At 62.2% G+C, this 15,877-nt stretch carries 15 protein-coding genes and 1 tRNA gene; 9 read left to right on the forward strand and 7 right to left on the reverse strand.

What is annotated here, in order from left to right; translation table 11 throughout:
- Positions 1–130: 130 nt before the first annotated feature.
- Complete coding sequence (locus tag WA950_RS13195) at positions 131–469, reverse strand: SHOCT domain-containing protein (protein WP_424552160.1); 339 nt, start codon at positions 467–469, stop codon at positions 131–133.
- A gap of 125 nt (positions 470–594) precedes the next feature.
- Here WA950_RS13195 and WA950_RS13200 point away from each other — a divergent pair, with 125 nt between their 5' ends.
- The 6 genes from WA950_RS13200 to WA950_RS13225 all read left to right on the forward strand — a co-directional run bounded on the left by WA950_RS13200 (position 595) and on the right by WA950_RS13225 (position 7,307).
- Positions 595–2,451, forward strand: coding sequence for a PHA/PHB synthase family protein (locus tag WA950_RS13200; RefSeq protein WP_424552161.1), 1,857 nt, complete (start codon positions 595–597; stop codon positions 2,449–2,451).
- Positions 2,452–2,466: 15 nt separating this feature from the next.
- Positions 2,467–3,186, forward strand: a complete 720-nt coding sequence (gene sfsA / locus WA950_RS13205; RefSeq protein WP_424552162.1) for a DNA/RNA nuclease SfsA — start codon at positions 2,467–2,469, stop codon at positions 3,184–3,186.
- Positions 3,187–3,216: 30 nt separating this feature from the next.
- Positions 3,217–4,044 carry a type I methionyl aminopeptidase gene (map, locus tag WA950_RS13210; RefSeq protein WP_424552163.1) on the forward strand — a complete coding sequence of 276 codons (828 nt, stop codon included), beginning with the start codon at positions 3,217–3,219 and terminating at the stop codon, positions 4,042–4,044.
- Between the two features lie 7 nt (positions 4,045–4,051).
- On the forward strand, positions 4,052–4,882 hold the full coding sequence (radC, locus tag WA950_RS13215; protein WP_424552164.1) for a RadC family protein: 831 nt from the start codon (positions 4,052–4,054) through the stop codon (positions 4,880–4,882).
- 193 nt (positions 4,883–5,075) lie between these two features.
- Complete coding sequence (gene sthA, locus WA950_RS13220; RefSeq protein ID WP_424552165.1) at positions 5,076–6,482, forward strand: Si-specific NAD(P)(+) transhydrogenase; 1,407 nt, start codon at positions 5,076–5,078, stop codon at positions 6,480–6,482.
- A gap of 21 nt (positions 6,483–6,503) precedes the next feature.
- A complete protein-coding gene (locus WA950_RS13225; RefSeq protein ID WP_424552166.1) occupies positions 6,504–7,307 on the forward strand; it encodes an endonuclease/exonuclease/phosphatase family protein in 804 nt (267 codons plus the stop codon).
- Between the two features lie 88 nt (positions 7,308–7,395).
- On the opposite strand, the gene tig is transcribed toward WA950_RS13225, so the two are convergent.
- From tig to WA950_RS13245, 4 genes are all read right to left on the reverse strand, one after another.
- The gene (gene tig / locus WA950_RS13230; RefSeq protein WP_424552167.1) at positions 7,396–8,871 is read right to left on the reverse strand and encodes a trigger factor; all 1,476 of its coding nucleotides are present in this window, start codon (positions 8,869–8,871) and stop codon (positions 7,396–7,398) included.
- A 275-nt stretch (positions 8,872–9,146) separates the two neighbouring features.
- Positions 9,147–9,231, reverse strand: a tRNA-Leu gene (locus WA950_RS13235).
- Positions 9,232–9,368: 137 nt separating this feature from the next.
- Positions 9,369–9,959 carry a GDYXXLXY domain-containing protein gene (locus WA950_RS13240; protein ID WP_424552168.1) on the reverse strand — a complete coding sequence of 197 codons (591 nt, stop codon included), beginning with the start codon at positions 9,957–9,959 and terminating at the stop codon, positions 9,369–9,371.
- Between the two features lie 3 nt (positions 9,960–9,962).
- Positions 9,963–11,066, reverse strand: a complete 1,104-nt coding sequence (locus tag WA950_RS13245) for a DUF2157 domain-containing protein (protein ID WP_424552169.1) — start codon at positions 11,064–11,066, stop codon at positions 9,963–9,965.
- 1,098 nt (positions 11,067–12,164) lie between these two features.
- Between WA950_RS13245 and WA950_RS13250 the strand changes: the two genes are divergently transcribed.
- The 3 genes from WA950_RS13250 (at position 12,165) to trmFO (ending at position 14,362) form a co-directional block, all read left to right on the forward strand.
- Complete coding sequence (locus WA950_RS13250) at positions 12,165–12,308, forward strand: DUF1127 domain-containing protein (protein WP_424552396.1); 144 nt, start codon at positions 12,165–12,167, stop codon at positions 12,306–12,308.
- A gap of 346 nt (positions 12,309–12,654) precedes the next feature.
- A complete protein-coding gene (locus WA950_RS13255; RefSeq protein WP_023511883.1) occupies positions 12,655–12,798 on the forward strand; it encodes a DUF1127 domain-containing protein in 144 nt (47 codons plus the stop codon).
- A gap of 154 nt (positions 12,799–12,952) precedes the next feature.
- Entirely contained in the window at positions 12,953–14,362 is a 1,410-nt protein-coding gene (gene trmFO / locus WA950_RS13260; protein WP_424552170.1) for a methylenetetrahydrofolate--tRNA-(uracil(54)-C(5))-methyltransferase (FADH(2)-oxidizing) TrmFO, read from the forward strand.
- Between the two features lie 52 nt (positions 14,363–14,414).
- Here trmFO and WA950_RS13265 read toward each other — a convergent pair whose 3' ends face one another.
- Together WA950_RS13265 and WA950_RS13270 are read right to left on the reverse strand one after the other, a co-directional pair.
- Positions 14,415–14,870, reverse strand: a complete 456-nt coding sequence (locus tag WA950_RS13265) for a hypothetical protein (protein ID WP_424552171.1) — start codon at positions 14,868–14,870, stop codon at positions 14,415–14,417.
- Between the two features lie 135 nt (positions 14,871–15,005).
- Positions 15,006–15,848 (reverse strand): phytoene/squalene synthase family protein, encoded by an 843-nt coding sequence (locus WA950_RS13270; protein ID WP_424552397.1) that lies wholly within the window; start codon positions 15,846–15,848, stop codon positions 15,006–15,008.
- Positions 15,849–15,877: the final 29 nt, after the last annotated feature.

The following is a 15,877-nucleotide window of genomic DNA, read 5'->3' on the forward strand; positions in this document are numbered from 1 at the left end:
GACGCATAACTCCGCGCGAATCAAGTAACCGGATACTGGCGAAAGCGTTCAAAATGAAGGCGCTCCGCCTGCGCCGGACAGCCAAATGACCGTCCTCCGCTTTGCTGCCAAACGGCAAGAAAGGCAAGCGCTATTTCGCGCCTTCTATTTCAGAAAGCGTGGCCTTGCCGTGGTTGTCGCGCAATGCCTGCAATTCGGCAAGCTGGCGACGGTATTCCGCTTCCGAGATCGCACCGGAATTGCGGCGATGCGCCAGAGCCGTCAGGTTTGCGCTGTAGGTGGCCGCCTCCTCGTCGCTCATCTGCTGCGTTTCGGCGCTGACGACGGCGGTGATGTCCGGATAGATCCCGGACCGGTTGGCGCCGGGGTTAACCGTGGCGGGCGCCTGCGACGAGGCGCAGGAAGCGACAACCACCGGCATGGCGGCCATGAGTAGGGCGGCGCTCAAGCGCCTGAATTCGAACGCCATGTGGCTGTATGCTCCTGACGAAACAATCGTTTTTCGATCGTGCGGCGAAAGGCTGAGTGGCCCTTGTAATCTGTTTCGTGCAGAATGTAAAAATGCAAAAGTAACAATAAAATCGGGAGGGAACGATGGCCGAAGAAAGCAAGGCGAACGAACGCAATGCTGCCGCAGACAAGCCCGGTTTTCAGGCATTCGACCCGGCCGTGATCGAACCCTATATCGTCAAGGATCCCGAGGCGCTGACGGTCAATCTCGCCCGCACCGTCGAGCAACTGGGCAAAGCGGCCTCCGCCTGGCTCGCCCCGCGCGAAAGCGGCGAAAAGGTCGACACCGTCTCCGAGCCGATGGTCGATATGGTCAAGACGCTCTCCAGGGTCTCGGAATACTGGCTGGCGGACCCGCGCCGCACGCTCGAGGCGCAGACCATGCTGCTCGGCAGCTATTTCGAGATCTGGTCGCGCACGCTGAACCGCCTCGGCGGACAGGAGGACGAACAGGCGCCGGATCCACACGACAAGGACAAGCGTTTTTCCGACGAGGACTGGGTGAAGAACCCGTTCTTCGATTTCCTGCGGCAGGTCTATTTCGTGACATCCGACTGGGCGGAAAAGCTGGTAGCGGATGCGCAGGGGCTCGATGAGCACACCCGCCACAAGGCCGGTTTCTACGTGAAGCAGATCGCCAGCGCAATTTCGCCCACCAATTTCGTCACCACCAATCCGCAGCTCTACCGCGAGACCGTCGCCTCGAATGGTGCGAACCTCGTGCGCGGCATGAAGATGCTGGCCGAAGACATCGCCGCCGGCCGGGGCGACCTGAAGATGCGCCAGACCGACACCAGCAAGTTCGCCATCGGCGAAAACATGGCGCTGACTTCGGGCAAGGTGCTGGCGCAGAGCGACGTCTGCCAGGTGATCCAGTATGATGCGACGACGGAAACGGTGCTGAAGCGCCCTCTCCTCATCTGCCCGCCATGGATCAACAAGTTCTATATCCTCGACCTCAACCCGGCGAAATCCTTCATCAAATGGGCGGTAGACCAGGGCCACACGGTCTTCGTCATCTCCTGGGTGAACCCGGACGAGCGGCACGCGGAAAAAGACTGGGGTTCCTATGCCCGCGAGGGCGTCGGCTTTGCCCTCGACACGATCAAGCAGGCAACGGGCGAGGAAGAGGTCAATGCAATCGGCTATTGCGTCGGCGGCACGCTGCTTGCCGCAACGCTCGCGCTCCACGCCAGGGAGGGCGACAAGCGCATCCGCTCGGCGACGCTCTTCACCACCCAGGTCGATTTCACCTATGCGGGCGACCTGAAGGTCTTTGCCGACGAGGAGCAGATCGACCTCATCGAGCGCGGCATGAAGGCGACGGGCTATCTCGACGGCTCGAAGATGGCGACGGCTTTCAACATGCTGCGCGCCTCGGAGCTGATCTGGCCCTATTTCGTCAACAACTACCTGAAGGGCCAGGATCCGATGCCCTTCGATCTCCTCTACTGGAATTCAGATTCCACGCGAATGCCGGCCGCCAACCATTCGTTTTATCTCAGGAATTGCTATCTTAACAACACGCTCTCAAAGGGCGAGATGGTATTGGCCGGCAAGAAGCTTTCGCTGAAGGACGTGAAGATCCCGGTCTACAATCTCGCCACCAAGGAAGACCATATCGCGCCGGCAAAATCGGTCTTCGTCGGCAGCAAGCTCTTCGGCGGCAAGGTAACCTATGTCATGGCGGGCTCCGGCCACATTGCCGGCGTCGTCAATCCGCCCGACAAGATGAAGTACCAGTTCTGGACCGGCGGTCCGGTGAAGGGCGAGTTCGAAGACTGGGTGCAGAAGACCACGGAAACACCCGGCTCCTGGTGGCCGCACTGGCACGAATGGATCAAGGCCGAGGCCCCCCGCATGGTGCCCGCCCGCAAGACCGGCGGCACGATGAACTCCATAGAGGAAGCCCCCGGCTCCTATGTGCGCGTGCGTGCCTGACGGATCGACGATCTCATGAAATTCGATCCGGCGCTCGTCTCCGGCACCCTCGTGCAGCGCTACAAGCGCTTCCTGTTTGACGCCATCCTCGATGACGGATCGGCGATCACCGGCTCCTGCCCCAACACCGGCTCGATGCGCGGCCTGACCGCGCCGGGTTCGCGCATCTGGATGTCGACAAGCGACAGCCCGACGCGAAAACACCGCCACCGCCTCGAACTCGTGGAGGCGGACGACACCGTCGTCGGCATCAATACCGGGCTGCCGAACAGACTTGCCGAAGAAGCCATTGAGGCCGGCCTCGTCGCCGATCTCGCCACCTACTCACTACTGGAGCGCGAAAGAAAGTACGGCCGCAACTCGCGCATCGACATCCTGCTCTCCGGCGAGGGCCGTCCACCGGCCTATGTCGAGGTGAAGAACGTGCATTTCCGCCGCACCCCCGGTCTGGCGGAATTTCCTGACACGGTAACGGCGCGGGGCGCAAAGCATCTGGAGGAGCTGGGCGACATGGCGGAGGCCGGCTTTCGCGCCGTCATGCTCTATCTCATCCAGCGCGAGGATTGCGAGCGCTTCCGCATCTGCGCCGACCTCGATCCGACCTATGCCAGCGGCTTTCGCCGGGCGCAGGCGCGCGGAGTGGAGGCCTATGCGGTCAAATGTGAGGTTACATCCCGGCAAATCCGGCCTGTGGCATTGATCACCATGGACGAACCCGGTGCCGCTGTTTTATGACGGTCTTCAAAGACTAGCGAAAGTTCGACCATGGTAACCTATATCGACGCGACTGCCGCGCCGCTGAAGAACACGGGCGTCATCCGCCTCTACGACGCCGACGCCTTTGCCGGCATGCGCAAGGCCTGCCAGCTCACGGCCCGCTGCCTTGATGAACTGTATCCGCTCGTGAAGCCGGGCGTCGCCACAGACGTGATCGACCGCTTCGTCTTCGAATTCGGCATGGATCACGGCGCCCTGCCCGCGACGCTGAACTATCGCGGCTATACGAAATCGAGCTGCACCTCGATCAACCACGTCGTTTGCCACGGCATCCCGAACGACAAGCCGCTGCGCGAGGGCGATGTCGTCAATATCGACGTCACCTACATTCTCGACGGCTGGCACGGCGATTCGAGCCGCATGTACCCGGTCGGCGAGATCAAGCGCGCCGCCGAGCGCCTGCTGGAAGTCACCCACGAATGCCTGATGCGCGGCATCGCCGCCGTAAGGCCGGGCGCACGCACCGGCGCGATCGGCGAGGCAATCCAGACCTATGCGGAAGCCGAACGCTGCTCGGTCGTGCGCGATTTCTGCGGCCATGGCGTCGGCCGGCTGTTCCACGACGCGCCGAACATCCTTCATTATGGCCGGACCAACGAAGGACCGGAAATGAAGGAAGGCATGATCTTCACCATCGAGCCGATGATCAATCTCGGCCGGCCCCATGTGAAGGTGCTGTCCGACGGCTGGACGGCGGTGACCCGCGACCGCTCGCTCTCCGCACAGTATGAACACACGGTGGGCGTGACGGCAGAGGGCTGCGAGATCTTCACGCTTTCGCCCGGCGGCCTCGACCGCCCCGGCCTTCCCGGATAGGTCGCCCATGACAGGATCGCGCGGACGCAGGGGCACGAAACCCGCCGCCGAAACGGCGGGGAAACCTGCGGGCGCTGACGATCTTTTCAACGATGCCGACGAGCGGGGCCATTTCTTCGAGCGCCCGGCCCGGCCCACTGCGGCGAAAGCCGTCCCCCTCAGCGAGGAAAAACACTATCACGGTCACCGCGAGCGCCTGCGCACCCGCTTTCGCGACAGCGGCGACACCGCGCTCGCCGACTACGAAATCCTGGAGCTGCTGCTCTTCCGGCTGATTCCCCGCCGCGACACCAAGCCGGTGGCTAAGGCCCTGCTGGACCGCTTCGGCACGCTTTCCAGCGTCTTCGGCGCAACGCCTGCCCTGCTGCAGGAGGTGAAGGGCATCGGCGAGGCGGTAGCGCTCGACCTGAAGCTCATCTCGGCCGTCGCGCAACGCACGCTGAAAAGCGAGATCCGCAACAAGACCGTGCTCGCCTCCTGGTCCTCGGTCATCCAATATTGCCACGCCGCCATGGCGCACGAACCGCGCGAGCAGTTCCGCATCCTCTTCCTCGACAAGCGCAACGCGCTGATTGCAGACGAAATACAGGGCCACGGCACGGTCGACCATACGCCGGTCTATCCGCGCGAGGTGGTGCGCCGGGCGCTGGAACTATCCTCGACGGCCATCATTCTCGTTCACAACCACCCGTCCGGCGACCCGACCCCGTCGCGCGCCGACATCGACATGACGAAGACGATCGTGGAAACGGCCCGCCCGCTTGGTATCACCGTGCATGACCACATCATCATCGGCAAGGATGGGCATGTCAGCCTCAAGGGGTTGAAACTTATGTGAAACCGGCAGCAATTGCCGCCAAAGCATGAAGCGCTTCGACCGCAATCGCCTTGCAATGAAACGAAATCGGGTGATCGCACTTTCATCCGATTGAAATGGTTTTCTGTCACATTCGGTTGACGAAATTTATGCGGTGAAGACAATTGCTGCGACGCAATACTATTCATCCCGCAAAAGACTGGGGCTATCTCACATGCAGGAATACGATCTCGTCGTCGTGGGCAGCGGCCCCGCAGGCCGCCGCGGCGCCATTCAGGCCGCCAAGCTCGGGCGCAAGGTTCTGGTCATCGAACAGGGCAAGCGCGTCGGCGGCGTCTCGGTGCATACCGGCACCATCCCCTCGAAGACGCTGCGCGAGACGGCGCTGAACCTTTCCGGCTGGCGTGAGCGCGGTTTCTATGGCCGCTCGTACCGGGTAAAGGAGGAGATCAGCGCCGACGACCTGCGCCGCCGCCTCCTCATCACGCTCGACCATGAAGTCGACGTGCTGGAACACCAGTTCGCCCGCAACCGCGTGCAGCATATCCGCGGCAAGGCAAGGTTCCTGACACCCGAGACGATGGAGATCGTCAAGGACGACGGCGAGACGATCCAGGTAGGCGGCAAAAGCATTATGCTCGCCGTCGGCACCAAGCCCTATCGCCCGGACAACATCCCGTTCGACGGCGTCAGCGTACTCGACAGCGACGAGTTGCTCGACATCAAGGAACTGCCGCGCTCCATGGCCGTCATCGGCGCGGGCGTCATCGGCATCGAATATGCCACGATCTTCTCAGCGCTGGACACGCAGGTCACGGTCATCGACCCGAAATCGACCATCCTCGATTTCATCGACAGGGAAATCGTCGAAGACTTCGTCTACCAGCTGCGCGACCGCAACATGAAGCTGATCCTCGGCCAGAAGGCAGAGGCGGTGGAAAAGCGCGACAATGGCAAGTGCGAGATCATGCTGGACAATGGCCGCCGCGTCACCTGCGACATGGTGCTCTACGCCGCCGGCCGCGTCGGCGCGACGGACAGCCTGAACCTTGCCGCCGCCGGCCTTTCGGCCGATTCGCGCGGCCGCCTCAGCGTGAACCCGGAAACCTTCCAGACGGACGTGCCGCATATCTATGCCGCCGGCGACGTCGTCGGTTTCCCGAGCCTTGCCTCCACCTCGATGGAACAGGGCCGTATCGCGGCCCGTGTCGCCGTCGGCGCCATCGCCAAGGAGCCGCCGAAATATTTCCCCTACGGCATCTATGCCGTGCCGGAAATCTCGACCTGCGGCCTGACGGAGGAAGAGGTCAAGGAGCGCGGCATTCCCTATGAGTGCGGCATGGCGCGTTTCCGCGAAACCTCGCGCGGCCATATCATGGGCCTCGATTCCGGCCTGTTGAAGATGATCTTCTCGTTGAAGACCCGCCGCCTGCTCGGCGTGCACATCGTCGGCGAAGGCGCGACGGAACTCGTCCATATCGGCCAGGCCGTCCTCAACCTGAAGGGCACCGTCGAATATTTCGTCGAGAACACCTTCAACTATCCGACGCTCGCCGAAGCCTACAAGATCGCCGGCCTCGACGCCTGGAACCGCATGGGCGACCTGTCGCAGAAGGGCTGACCCCCGCCAAGGGAGCGACGCATGAAAATCCTGTCGCTGAACGTCTGGGGCGGCATGCTGCACACCCCGCTCATCGATTACCTCGCCCAGGTCGACGCCGACGTCTATTGCCTGCAGGAAGTGCCGCGCGCCATTCGCGCGCGGTCTGATTGGCTGACCTATCGCGATGGCGCGGTCGAGCTGCAGCAGCGCGCCAATCTCTACAAGGACATCACCGCCGCCCTGCCCGCGCATGACGGCTTCTTCGCGCCCTCCATGCGCGGCGAATTGGTGGATGGCGAGCAGGCCTGCTGGCAGGAATTCGGGCTCGCCACCTTCATCCGGCAGGATTTTGCCGTCATCGGCCAGGCGCTCGACTTCGTGCACCAGGCATTCTCCCCGCACGGCTTCGGCGCCCATCCCCGCTCGCGCAATGCACATGCCTTCCGCCTGTACGACTACGAGGCAGACCGGCCGATCTGCATCGTGCAATGCCATGGCCTGCGAACGGAGAACGGCAAAGGCGACACGCCTTGCCGGGAGGCGCAGGCGGAAGCGCTCGTCGCCCTGATCGAGCGCCTGCATCACAGCGACGAAGCGCTTGTCCTCTGCGGCGACCTGAATATCCTGCCGCAAAGCAGCACCTTCAATATCCTCGCACGCCTCGAACTTGCCGACCTCGTCACCGGCAACGGCTTCACCGATACGCGCACGTCGCTCTATACAAAGCCGGAACGTTACGCGGACTACATGCTGGTGAACCGGCAAGCGCAGGTTGCTGCGTTTTCGGTTGTCGAGTCGCCGGAGGTTTCGGATCACCGGGCGCTGCTGCTGACCCTGGGGTGAAATCCGTCGATACGCGTGGCGCCTCTTCCTGGCTGCCAACAAAAAGGCCGCCTGGAGGCGGCCTTTTCACATTTGGGTATCGATCCGATTACTCGGCGTCGCCTTCAGCGGCCTTCTTCTTGGCCGGGGCCTTCTTCTTCGGAGCGGCTTCTTCGCCTTCCGCAGCTTCAGCCTTGGCAGCAGCCTTCTTCTTCGGCGCAGCCTTCTTGGCGTCCTTGTCGGAGCCTTCCTCGTCGTCAGCCATCAGCTCGTCCTTGGAAACGGTCTTGTCCGTTACCTTGATCTCGCTGAGCAGGTGATCGACGACCTTTTCTTCAAAGATCGGCGCGCGCAGGGAGGCTGCTGCACCCGGGGTCTTCTGGAAGTATTCGAGGATCTGCTTTTCCTGGCCCGGGAACTGGCGGAGCTGGTCGTAAAGCGAGCGCTGCATTTCGTCGTCGCTCACCTGGACGCCGGCCTTTTCGCCGATTTCCGAGAGAACGAGGCCGAGACGGACGCGGCGTTCGGCGAGCTTGCGATATTCTTCGCGAGCGGCTTCTTCCGTCGTGTCTTCGTCGGCAAAGGTCTTGCCGGACTGCTGGAGGTCCGTGTTGATCTGGCGCCAGATGTTTTCAAACTCGGCGTCGACCAGGCGCTCCGGCGTGTCGAACTTGTACATCTCATCGAGCTGGTCGAGGATCTGACGCTTGACCTTCTGGCGGGTGACCGAGCCGTACTGGCTTTCAATCTGGCCGCGGACGATTTCGCGCAGCTTGTCGGCCGATTCGAGGCCGAGCTTCTTGGCGAGGTCGTCGTTGATCTCGACTTCGGCAGGAGCGGCGACGTCCTTGACGTTGATGTCGAAGGTGGCTTCCTTGCCGGCGAGGTTTGCAGCCGGGTAGTCAGCCGGGAAGTTCACGGTGATGACCTTCTCGTCGCCAGCCTTCAGGCCGACGAGCTGCTCTTCGAAGCCCGGGATGAAACGGTTGGAACCCAGAACGAGTTCTGCGTCCTCGTCCTTGCCGCCGTCGAAGGCAACGCCGTCAACCTTGCCGAGATAGTCGATGGTGACGCGGTCGCCATCGGCGGCCTTGCCCTTCTTCGTCTCGTAGGAACGGGCGCTTTCGGCGATCTTCAGGATCTGATCGTCAACTTCCTTGGCGTCGACTTCAACGACTTCGCGCGTGACGGCGATACCGGAATTGTCCTTCAGCTCGATGGTCGGAATGATTTCATAGGACAGCGTGAATTCGAAATCGGCTTCACCGGCGAGGATCTTTTCCGCTTCGGCCTGGTCTTCGGTCATCGCGACTTCCGGCTGCGTTGCGGACTTTTCGCCACGCTCGGAGAGAATCGAGGACGGACGGTCGCGGACGATCTCGTTGACGAGTTCGGCCATGACGGACTTGCCGTACATCTTCTTGACGTGCGCGAACGGCACCTTGCCCGGACGGAAGCCGTTGATGCGGACACGGCCCTTCACGTCTTCAAGACGCTCGATCATCTGAGCTTCCATGTCCTTGGCCGGGATGACGACCTTGATTTCGCGCTTCAGCCCTTCAGCGAGCGTTTCGATAACCTGCATGTTCAAACCTTCATTTCGAGTTGGCGATGCTCAACCGGTCTTCCGGTTTAAGGCGAGCACCCCGCCGGTCCATTTGCCGGCAGTGGCTTTACTGAATTCGGTGGCCTTTTGGCAAGCAAAATGGCGCTCTCCGCAGCACCGCACGCCATTCACGGTGCGCAAAGGACGCTGCAAATCATGAATCCGCTGCATAGTCCCTCAAATCGCATGTGATTTGAGGGACTATGCAGCGCTGCTCCACGCCGCACGGAACCTTGCCCCGCACTTCGTGGCTCTGGTGCGGGTAGAGAGACTTGAACTCCCACGCCTTGCGGCACCAGAACCTAAATCTGGCGTGTCTACCAATTTCACCATACCCGCGTCTCAGAAACCGCTTTGCCACGGGCGGCATATGCCGCTGCTCATGGCGCCTTCCGAGCGCGGCGTCTCTATATCACCCGTTTCCGGCGGATCAAAGGAAAAATGCGGCAGGCTGGCGTTCTTCCAGGCAACGGCTTTCAATAGAGCGGTTCGTCGTAGACCGGCTCGCCGCGCAGGATCAGCCGGGCGATCTGCGGCGTGCCATCGGCCGAGACGCGGGCCTCCACTTCCAGTTCCTCCTGGTTGCGAGCATCCTCCAGCACCTTGCCTTCGCCTTCCGGCACATAATAGCGCTCGATGCCGTAGCTGACAAAGAGCGTATCGGGAATGTCGCCGGCCCCGGTCGAATAGAAATCGAACGGCATGGTACGCAGCAAGACACTGCCGTCCTCGGGCGCAAGGATGCCGAAACTTGCCTCCGTCGCGCTCCAGAGCCCGTCCGCGCCCGGCTTCAGGCGAACGTTGAGGCGCGAGCGCGTTCCGCCCGTGGGCACCTCGCCGGTGACGATGGACTTCGGGATCGTCGAGATGGGATAGGACAGGATCACATAGTCGCCGCGCAAAAGGTCGCGCGGGTCGACGGGTTGCGTCTTCAGCTTGATGTCCGCGCCGTTGCGCAGGATGGCGGCGCGGCTTTCGACCATGTAGCCGATGACGGCCGTCTGGAGCGCCGCGGCGGCGATGGCCGCAACCAGCGGCGGGATGCGAAGGAAACGCGATACGGTCATGGCTCAAGCCTCCGCCTTGGTGTCAGCCGTGGAAAAGCGGCGCTCCAACGCGATCACCGCCCAGGCGATCAGCGCCACGACGACACCGGAAACGAGGAAGAAGCCGGATGTGCCGATGATCGAGCCGATCGTTTCCGACGCAAGATAGAGTGTCTCGGCGGCGAAGGCGGCGTAACCGAGATAGCGCACCGCACCGTTCTCCTTGCCGGACAACGCAATGCCGGCAATGGCCGCGCCCAGCGTGATGACGCCGAGGACCAGCCGGTCCGAGACGTCGTCGAATTCGGCATGCAGCACGAGAAGACCGAGCAGCAGCACGAGATAGGAATAGAAGGCGGGTGCGGCCCCCGCGCTGCGGGCGATCGCATGAAGCGGCGATTGCGGCACGGCGGCAAGCAGATAGGCGACCGCGCCGCCCGAGGCGATGGCGATTGCGACCGTCGGCGTCTCGTTCTCGCTATATATATAGGCAAGCCACGACACGAGCAGCAGATAGGCCAGGTGCCTGACCCGGTCTGCACCCGTATAGCGCACGAGCAGGATGATGATGCCCGCCATCAGCGGCATCAGCCACAGCAGCACCGTCTCGTCGGAACTGTAGGATTGGGTCCAGTCCGCTCCCGCCACGACGAAGGCGAGGAAGCCAGCAATTGCCGTGACGGCGCCGGAGCGGAACAGCGCGGCCGCTGCGACCGCGCCGGCAAACCAGACGAGCATCGCCTGGAACGTATCGCCCGACAGATGATACATCTGCCCGACCAGTGCGATCGCCCCGCCGAAGGCCAGCGTGCCGAGCACGAGGAAGGCGGCGGCAAGCCGCTCCGCCCCGCGCATGACGAGCACGCCGCCGGCAAGATAGGCACCCCAGATGACGCCGAGAATACCGACAAGCCGGGCAAGGCGCGGGATGGCTTCCCAGTTAGAGGCAACGAGCAGCAGAACGGCCGCAGCGACGAGCAGCGCCGCAATGATCATCAGCACGCGGCCGAGGCTGAAGGAATTTTCGCGGGAATCGTATTCCTTGAGCAGGCTCCCGGCGGTCTGCGCATCGATGAGGCCCTGCGTCTCCCAGAGTTTGAGATCGCGCTCCAACCTGCCCCTGTACATCCGTTCCCGCTCCATTCGGCAAAATGCAATCAGGGCCGGCTGATTCCGACCCTGTCAACACGGACGATATAGAGCCCGGGAAAATTCGCAATCGGAGCAAAAAATCGAAATACGGGCAATTTCCCGTTCGAAACCCCTAAAATTGGCCAGCCGGGCAGCCAGGATTAACGAGAAACTAAGAAATCCATGGCAAATCTAACCATGCGAGGCAGGTCAGATTCTCGATTTCGGGGCATGCAGCGGATGCATATCATCCATTCCCATATTGCACTGCACAAATTCGACGGGCGAGTCTATAGTCCAGTCATCGGATCAGAGCTGATCCAGCCCGCAAATCACGGCGCCGCGCACAGCAAGTCGACAGAGGAACGGGAGGGCGAATTGGTCGAACGCCCGGCATGACGCCGCAAGACCCGACGCTCCGGAAACGGGGATCGATAGGAATTCGGAGCGACGCACTCCTCCTCCCAGCGTCACTCCGATACGATTGGCAACACTCCTCCTCCCAGTTGCCAATCACCAATAGACGCCCGCTGGACCTCCTCCCCCAGCGGGCGTTATTGTTTGCGCTCATTGCACGCAACCACCCCGTTCCCCGGAAAACTCCCATGCCGACCCGTCTTTCGCGCAATCCCTGCGCAGGCTTGGTCACGCAGCGCAGCATGCATGCGCGAGATGCATGGGTGCCATTCCAATCAAGCGCTACCGCCAGGCAGGTCGGCGCACTATATGAAGCCCATCAGTCGGACGGCGATCTCCTCCTCCCTACGCCCCCGACAGGATTGGCAGCCCCTCCTCCTCCCAAGCTGCCAATCGAGATCAGCAACGCCCGCCGGACCTCCTCCCCCGGCGGGCGTTGCTTTTTGCACTGCACCCATACAGTGGAAGCCTCGCAGTCTTAACCATTGTGGCCAAAAGCCCGGAATTCAGCCAGAATTTTGCCAAAATTTTTGCTTGACATGCATTTAGCGCATAGGTGCCGTGCTGTTCCAGCGCTGGTCTTTTTTGCGGCGCAACGTATATTCCAAATCAACAGATCAGAGCGGCGCCAACGACGAGCGGCCGCTCAGTAGGAAGCCCAAGAAAGGGGTAATGAACATGAACCTGGCACGCTCTTTCAACAACTGGCGCAAGTACCGTCAGACCGTCAACGAACTCGGCCGCATGAGCGACCGCGAACTTCGTGACCTCGGCATCGGCCGCAGCGATATTCCGTACATCGCTCGCAAGGCTACGATCTAAGCCGACCGATCCATCCGGATCCATTGATTTCAAGCGTCCTTCCGCGAAAGTGGAAGGGCGCTTTCATTTGCGGATATATTGCGACGCACAATGTCGCGGTTTCCATCTGCGACCAGGCAAACAACGCCGAAATCCGGGCAACCAGCTTGTCCAGTTGCCTGCAATTCCGGCGTTTTGCGACCCTGCTGCAACGAGACGCTCCATCTGCGCTTTTGGTGACCGTCTTATTGCACAAATGCATAGCAGCTGCATTTTCTTTGCACTGCACATTAACAGAAGTGTCGCGTATACAGGCGTCACAAACCGGTAAGACAGACCTGCCGGCCAACATCTCGAGGAGAAGAACATGAACCCGATCCGCATCGCAAAGAACTGGATTTCCTACCGCCGCACGATGAACGAACTCGGCAACCTGTCGAACCACACGCTGTCCGACATCGGCCTGACCCGTTACGACATCCGCGACATTGCAGCCCGTTCCTTCCGCTAAGACACCAGCCGGATTTCCGACGCTGCGGCCGGAAACGGCGACGCGCGAGGAACGTTTCAAACGGCACCATCTGGTGCCGTTTTTGATTCCGGGCATTGCAGAGCGCACCACTCTTTCCTTGGATTGCGCCGGTCTCCATGGTAACGAACCGCCCATGACAAAGACCTCTTCTCCTGCTCCCATTCACGTCATCGGCGGCGGCCTTGCCGGCTCCGAAGCCGCCTGGCAGATCGCCGAAAGCGGCGTTCCCGTCATCCTGCATGAAATGCGCGGCGTGCGCGGCACGGATGCCCACAAGACGGACGGTCTTGCCGAACTCGTCTGCTCCAACTCCTTCCGCTCCGACGATGCGACGAGCAATGCGGTCGGTGTGCTGCATGCCGAAATGCGGCTGGCCGGCTCGCTGATCATGCGCTCGGCCGATGCCAACCAGGTTCCGGCCGGCGGCGCGCTTGCGGTCGACCGCGACGGTTTTTCCGAAAGCGTCACGGCCGCGCTCGAAAGCCATCCGCTGATCACCATCACGCGCGAGGAAGTGACGGGGCTCCCCCCGGAGGACTGGGACCAGGCGATCATCGCCACCGGCCCGCTGACCGCTCCCTCGCTTGCCGCCGCGATCCAGGCGCGCACCGGCGCCGATTCGCTGGCCTTCTTCGACGCCATCGCGCCGATCGTGCACACGCCGAGCATCGACATGGATACCTGCTGGTTCCAGTCGCGCTACGACAAGGTCGGCCCCGGCGGCACGGGCAAGGACTATATCAACTGCCCGATGGATGAAGCGCAGTACAATGCCTTCATCGACGCATTGATCGCCGGCGACACGACCGGCTTCAAGGAATGGGAAGGCACACCCTATTTCGACGGCTGCCTGCCGATCGAAGTGATGGCGGAACGCGGCCGCGAGACGCTGCGTCACGGCCCGATGAAGCCGATGGGCCTCACCAACGCGCACAACCCGACGGTCAAGCCCTATGCGGTCGTGCAGCTGCGGCAGGACAATGCCCTCGGCACGCTCTACAACATGGTCGGTTTCCAGACGAAGCTGAAATACGGCGCGCAGGCGGAGATCTTCCGCCTCATTCCCGGGCTGGAAAATGCAGAATTCGCGCGTCTCGGCGGTCTCCACCGCAACACCTACATCAATTCGCCGACGCTGCTCGACCGTTCTCTGACGCTGAAGGGCCGGCCGGGCCTTCGGTTTGCCGGGCAGATCACCGGCTGCGAGGGCTATGTGGAGAGCGCCAGCATTGGCCTGCTCGCCGGTCGCTTCGCTTCCGCCGAACGCCTGGGCGGGACGCCATCGCTGCCGCCTGAAACGACGGCCTTCGGCGCATTGCTCAACCATATTACCGGTGGCCACATCGTCTCCGACGACGAGCCGGGCAAGCGTTCCTTCCAGCCGATGAACATCAATTTCGGCCTGTTTCCGCCGCTGGAGCCCGGTACGGTGACCAAGCCGGAAGGCATGAAGCGCTTCCGTGGCAAGGACAAGGCGATCGCCAAGAAGCAGGCGACCGCGGCCCGGGCGCTGGAAGACTGCGCCGGCTGGCTCGAGCGCTGATTTTCAAGGCGTTTCAGGTGAATCCGGTGAATTTCGGTTCACCGGAAACTCTCTAGCTCGGCCGGCCGGCAATCTCGGGGTCTGGGCCGGCAATGACCGGCCTGAAACTGCCAAGAAGCCAGAGCGAGACTTCCGCAGCCTGTTTTTCGTCGCGAAACTCGAAAGTGCCGCCCTCGAAGGACGCGTTGGCGAATTGAACCTCGAGGCGGCGGGGGCCGACGCTGGAAACGCGCACCGTGCCGGGCTCGATCAGATGGCAGGTATAGTGGTGTCCATGCGCGTGCATGCAACCGGCCTTGCCATCGTGCAGTCGCAGGAACACGGTCCGGCCGTTCGCCGTGCTGATCACCTCACGGATCGCCTCTCCCGGAAAGGCCCGGCCGAATTCCAGAATGGCAAGCCCGGCATCCTCGCCCATCGTTTCCCGCTCCTCGTTCCGCTTGCGGAAGCTCTGACGGAAGATCAGGCCGGCGAGAAACAGGCAGACGATGGTGATGGTCCAGAGCATCGATCCACTCCTCCACGAATGATCACGTCACTATAAGTCGACAAGGCTTGCGCCAGTTTTGCGTCCCGTCAAGCACGGCGGACAAGCCTGCACAATGATTGCTGACTTTTTCGGCCTTTCAGGTGGCTGAAGCCTTCAGAACGCGCCCCGCCGCATGGAACGCCACATCCACCATTGCCGACGCCACTGGGCCGGCTGAAGGGTACGATCGAGGGCCGCCGCTCCTGCCTTTCCCGCAGCATCGAGGACATGCGGGACAATCGCAACCGGCGAAAACGCGGAGCGATTCGAGGCCGAGATGCCGCCGGCGGCGCGCGCCTTGGCAAGATGCTCGCGGCCGAGTCCTGCGAAAGCTTCTATCGCACGGGCGGCCGCTATCCTGTCGCTGCCGTCGAGCAGGGCTTCCGGCGTCAGGCCCGTTGCGGCAAGCAGGTCGGTCGGCAGATAGACCTGTCCGCGCCGACGATGGATCGGCAGCATCAGGAGGATGCCGGCAACGGTCTGCGCGACGCCGGCATGGCCAGCCGCTTCCGCCGATTTCGGCGCTTCCTGCGGATCGAGAATCAGGCTTGCAAGCTGGATCAGCGCGCAGGCCGTCTCACCGGCATAGCCCTCCAGCGCGGCGCGGTTTTCCATCGGATCGTTGTAGACGTCGAAGATTCGCGCCTCGATCATGTCCGTCAGCACGGCGACCGGCAGGCGGTGTTCCTTGACGCAGGCCATGAGGCCGGCGGCGAGCGGATTGGCCATCGCTTCGCCGTCCGCCTCGCCTTCCAGAAGTTCGCGCCACCATTGCAGGCGGATTTCGCCGGGAAGCGCCTCGCGCACCACGTCGCGCACCCGCGCGATCTCGGCATGGAACGCATAGAGAGCGGCAAGCGCTCCGCGCTTTTCCGCCGGCGCCAGCAGGCAGGCGAGGTATCGATCGCGATCGGTGTCGCGGAGCACCGTCAGGCAGTGCGCATAGTTGTCTTGTATTGTACTGGTCACGTCCGCAAATTGGCCTT

Origin of the sequence: Shinella sp., assembly GCF_049651085.1 — a bacterium.
In the GTDB taxonomy this organism is placed as follows: domain Bacteria; phylum Pseudomonadota; class Alphaproteobacteria; order Rhizobiales; family Rhizobiaceae; genus Shinella.